This window comes from Kitasatospora sp. NPDC057198, assembly GCF_042670125.1.
Lineage (GTDB): Bacteria > Actinomycetota > Actinomycetes > Streptomycetales > Streptomycetaceae > Kitasatospora.
The window spans coordinates 1-4,238 of record NZ_JBHUWH010000593.1; the positions used below are offsets into that span (position 1 = coordinate 1).

Consider the following 4,238-nt stretch of genomic DNA (forward strand, 5'->3'; position numbering starts at 1 on the left):
CCCACGGGTGGCGGGCCGCCCGGCCCGGGACGAGGGGCGGGCCCGCGACGGGTCAGGGCGCCTCCAGCGAGAGGAGCAGCCGCGCAGTGTCCAGTCCCGCCTCCAGGTACTCGACGAACAGCCCGTTGTGCAGCGCCCACGGCGAACGCCGCTCCCGGACCAGGCGCACCGCCCCGGCCGGGTCCGAACCGAGCTCCACCAGTGCCTGCGCGACCACCAGACCGGAACGGTTGTACCCGGACCGGCAGCGCACCAGCACCCGCCGACCGGCCCGCACCGCTTCGGCCGCGGCCCCCGCCGCCGCCTGCACGGCGGCCAACTGCCCCGCGTCCAGCGGCCCGTCCGGCACCAGGGCGAGCCGGTGCGGCACCCCCGGGGCCGGCCCGTGCCCCTCGGCCGCGAACAGGCTGACCACCAGATCGAACTCCGCGCCGACCACCACCGGACGCGGCTGCCCGGCCGCGTCCACCCAGCGGTGCCCGCCCATCCACAGCCCGGGGACGACCTCGTCCCACGGCGTCCGCGGATCCGGTGCCCCACCCTTCCGACGGGTCCTCATCCGCCACCTCCCGGCCCGCCAACGCCGCCCGCCCCGCCGGGAGTTCCCACCCCGTCGGCGGCGCACGCCGGCGGCGGAGGTGACGGCGCGAAAGGGCTTCCCCCGGCGGCGGTACGGTGCGGCGGGGGTTCGTCGGGCGTTCACGAGGGGGCCGGGCCGCGGTGGGGCTTCGTTGGGCCGGGCCCGGGAGGTTGGGCGGCGCCGTGCTCCCACCCACCCGATCCGAAGGACGGAACCCGTGACCGAACCGCGCACCCCCGGCCGCCGCCTCGCCCTGCTGCTGGCCGCCGCAGTCCTGCCCGCCGCCGGCCTGGGCGCGCTGGGCGCCGGGCCCGCCGCCGCCGCGCCTGCCGACGACGTCCGGCTCAACGAGGTGGTGACCACCGGATCGGTGAACGACTCGATCGAGCTCCACAACAAGGGCACCGCGACGGTCGACCTGTCCGGGTGGATCCTGCGCGACAGCACCAGCAGCAAGTACACCATCGCCGCCGGCACCACCCTCGCCCCCGGTGCCTTCAAAGCCTTCGACGTGCACAGCAGCTTCGGCCTCGGCTCCTCCGACAGCGCCCGGCTCTACCTCGCCGACGGCAGCACCCTGGTGGACTCGTTCAGCTGGACCTCGCACTCCGACCCGTCCTGGTCGCGCTGCCCCGACGGCACCGGCGCCTGGGGCCGCTCCGCCGCGCTGACCCTCGGCGCCGCCAACGACTGCGCCGGCTCCGGCGGTTCGGGCGGCACCACCACCCCGGTCGCCTGGCCCGGCGGCTCCACCGTCACCACCGCCGACGGCTCCGACGTGTTCGGCTCCGACCTGTCCGGCCTCCAGCAGGAGGGCGGCGTGATGTGGGCCGCGCAGAACTCCGGCAAGCTGTGGCGGCTCGTCCCGAACGGCTCCGGCGGCTGGAAGCCCGACACCGCCAACGGCTGGGGCTCCGGCAAGGCGCTGCGCTTCACCGGCGGCACCGGCACCCCCGACGACGAGGGCGTCACCCTGACCGGCGCGGGCTCGGCCGGCGGCGTGTACGTCTCCAGCGAGCGCAACGCCGACTCCTCCTCCACCAGCCGGCTCTCCGTGCTGCGCTACGACGTCTCCGGAACCGGCGGAACGCTCACCGCCACCCGGGAGTGGAACCTCACCTCCGACCTGCCGTCCACCGGCTCCAACGCCGGCCTGGAGGGCGTCACCTGGGTGCCCGACGGCTACCTGACCGGCGCGGGCTTCAAGGACGCCGCCACCGGCGCCGCCTACGACCCGGGCCACTACGCCGCGCACACCGGCGGCGTGTTCTTCGTCGGCGTCGAGGGCACCGGCACGGTCTACGGCTACGTCCTGCTGGAGGCCGGCGGCTTCACCAAGGTCGCCACCTTCAGCAGCGGCATGGCCGGCGTGATGGAACTGTCCTGGGAGCCGCAGGCCCACCGGATGTGGGTGGTCTGCGACGACACCTGCTCCGGCCAGCTGCGCACCTTCCAGGTGAACAGCGGCGGCGCGTTCGCCCCCACCGCGGTCTACGACCGGCCCGCCGGCATGCCGAACATCAACAACGAGGGCTTCACCCCGGCCGGCGCCGACGAGTGCACGGGCGGCAGCAAGCCCGTCTACTGGTCGGACGACAGCAACACCGGCGGCCACGCCCTGCGCCGGGGCAGCATCACCTGCTGACGCCCGCCGCGCCCACCGGCCGGCAGGCCGTGCCGCCGTCGCGGCCGGGGAGCCCCTCCGCGCCCCGGTAGGAGCCCCGGGCGGCCACCGCGGTGAACCACGGCCGCCCGCCGGAGCGCCGCTCAGTCGCGGAACCCCGCGTGCACGTGGTCGTGGTGGGTGGGGTCGCTGAAGAACTGGTTCGCCGTCCGCCCGCCGGCCAACTGCCGCGGACCGCCCACGTTGTACGAGCCCGCCGCCGCGGCCGCCCGCATGAAGGACTCCACCAGACCGGCCGGGGTCGCCGGGTCCACCACCGGGTGCCCCTCGATCCGCCAGGTGTCGAACGCCAGCCCGCGCGGGTGGTCGCTCGGCCGGTCCGTCCCGAACACCAGCAGCGGGTGGCCCGAACGCAGCACGCTCACCTCGAAGCCGTACGACCCCGCCAGCGACAGCATCGCCTCCAGCACCGCGCCGTGCACCTGCCCGCCGCGCACGTCCGCCACCGCGGCCGGCGGCAGCACGATCCGCGGCTGGGCCAGCACCCGCACCGCCGGGTCGCCCGGCGCGACCGCCGGCCCCGGGTCGGCCGGGTGCAGCGCGGTGACGTCCCAGCGCGGCGCGGCGGCGCCCAGCCGGACGTCGACCGTGCTGCCGGTGGACACCGGCGCGCCGTCCGGCCCGGCCACCCACTGCCGGCACACCACCAGCACGCTCGCCGAGTCCGCCAGTAGGCCGCCGTACTGCGCGTACACCACCTCCAGCGCGGCCCGCGGCGCGTCCGCCAGCAGCGGGCCGGCCTGCTCGGCCAGCGCCGGGTCCGCCCCGAGGGCCGCCACCCGCTGCCGGGCCGCCGCCACCCCCTGCCCACCCGGCGGCCACCCGCCGACCGCCTCCACCACCTGCACGGCCCGCAGTTTGACGTCCGGCCGCAACTCGCCCGGCCCCGGCTGCCAGGCCGCGGGCGCGGGGAACGCCGCGGACGGACTGCCCGGGACGCTCGGAGCGCTCGAACCGCCGGGGTCGTTCGGACCGTTCGGGCCGCCGGATGAGCAGGCCGTCAGGGCACAGCCCAGTCCGGCGAGCAGGACGGCGCGGCGGCCGGGCGGGGGAGGGAGGGCGCACACCCCGCCAGTGTCGGCCGCGGGCGGCCGCTCCGGGCGGCACGACCCGCCGCCGGGAGGTGGCGCGCCGTCAGGTGAGCATGTACAGCAGGGGCGCGGCGACGGCGAGGACCAGCACCGCGACCGCCGCGATCGTGCCGGCCCGGACGATCCGGGGGCGGCGCAGCGCCGCGGCGCGGGCCGGGGCGAAGGTCCGGAGCAGGACGGCGGCCAGGCCGACCGCTCCGGCGCCGGTGAGGAACAGGCCGCCCAGCAGGAGGACGACGGTGACGAGGTGGTCGAGCACCCCGAGCCCGTGGCAGGAGCCGCCGCTGTCGCAGCGGACGGCCACGGCGGCGCCCGGCCGGTAGGAGTCGGACGACCCGTTGAGGTGCCAGGTGCCGGTGGTGACGCCGCTGTCGCCGGGGTCGCCGGTGCCCCGGCAGTGGTGCACCAGGCTCCGGGAGCGGCCGGTGGTGTAGCAGTCGGAGATCGTCATCCGCAGTTCGGGCTGGTGGTGCTCGGCCCGGATCCCGGCCGCCGCGGAGGCCCCGCCGACCACCACGCCCACCCCCAGGGCGATCCCGGTCAGTGCGAACAGGGCGCTCAGCAGCACCGCCACCACCGGCGGCAGCCGCCGCTTCGCCGGGCCGCGGGCCGCGCCGCGCCCGGGGGTGGCCCGGTACTTGGTCCGGTCCGGCCGCGGCGCGCGCCGTTCCCCGGAGTTCCCCGCCTGCCCGGACATGACGGCCCGCCTCTCCCCGTACCCGGCCGCCCGTCGGCGGCGGGCCGGCACAACCTACCGCCCGGGGGCCCGGGGCGAACAGCCCGGGTACGGGCGGGCGCGGCGGGGCGGACACCGGAAGGCCCGGACACGGGAAGGCCCGGACCGCGGGTGCGGGCCGGGCCTCCTCCGGGGGACCGTCAGATC

At 77.6% G+C, this 4,238-nt stretch carries 4 protein-coding genes; 1 reads left to right on the forward strand and 3 read right to left on the reverse strand.

Annotated features, from left to right (window positions below; all coding sequences use genetic code 11):
• Window positions 1-52 precede the first annotated feature (52 nt).
• Window positions 53-559, reverse strand: coding sequence for a protein phosphatase (locus tag ACFUEL_RS36145; protein WP_380241892.1), 507 nt, complete (start codon window positions 557-559; stop codon window positions 53-55).
• A gap of 238 nt (window positions 560-797) precedes the next feature.
• Between ACFUEL_RS36145 and ACFUEL_RS36150 the strand changes: the two genes are divergently transcribed.
• A complete protein-coding gene (locus ACFUEL_RS36150; RefSeq protein WP_380241894.1) occupies window positions 798-2,225 on the forward strand; it encodes a lamin tail domain-containing protein in 1,428 nt (475 codons plus the stop codon).
• A gap of 122 nt (window positions 2,226-2,347) precedes the next feature.
• Here the strand turns inward: ACFUEL_RS36150 and ACFUEL_RS36155 are convergent, their stop codons facing one another.
• Together ACFUEL_RS36155 and ACFUEL_RS36160 are read right to left on the reverse strand one after the other, a co-directional pair.
• Window positions 2,348-3,331 carry a hypothetical protein gene (locus tag ACFUEL_RS36155; protein WP_380241896.1) on the reverse strand — a complete coding sequence of 328 codons (984 nt, stop codon included), beginning with the start codon at window positions 3,329-3,331 and terminating at the stop codon, window positions 2,348-2,350.
• 67 nt (window positions 3,332-3,398) lie between these two features.
• On the reverse strand, window positions 3,399-4,052 hold the full coding sequence (locus tag ACFUEL_RS36160; protein ID WP_380241898.1) for a hypothetical protein: 654 nt from the start codon (window positions 4,050-4,052) through the stop codon (window positions 3,399-3,401).
• Window positions 4,053-4,238 lie beyond the last annotated feature (186 nt).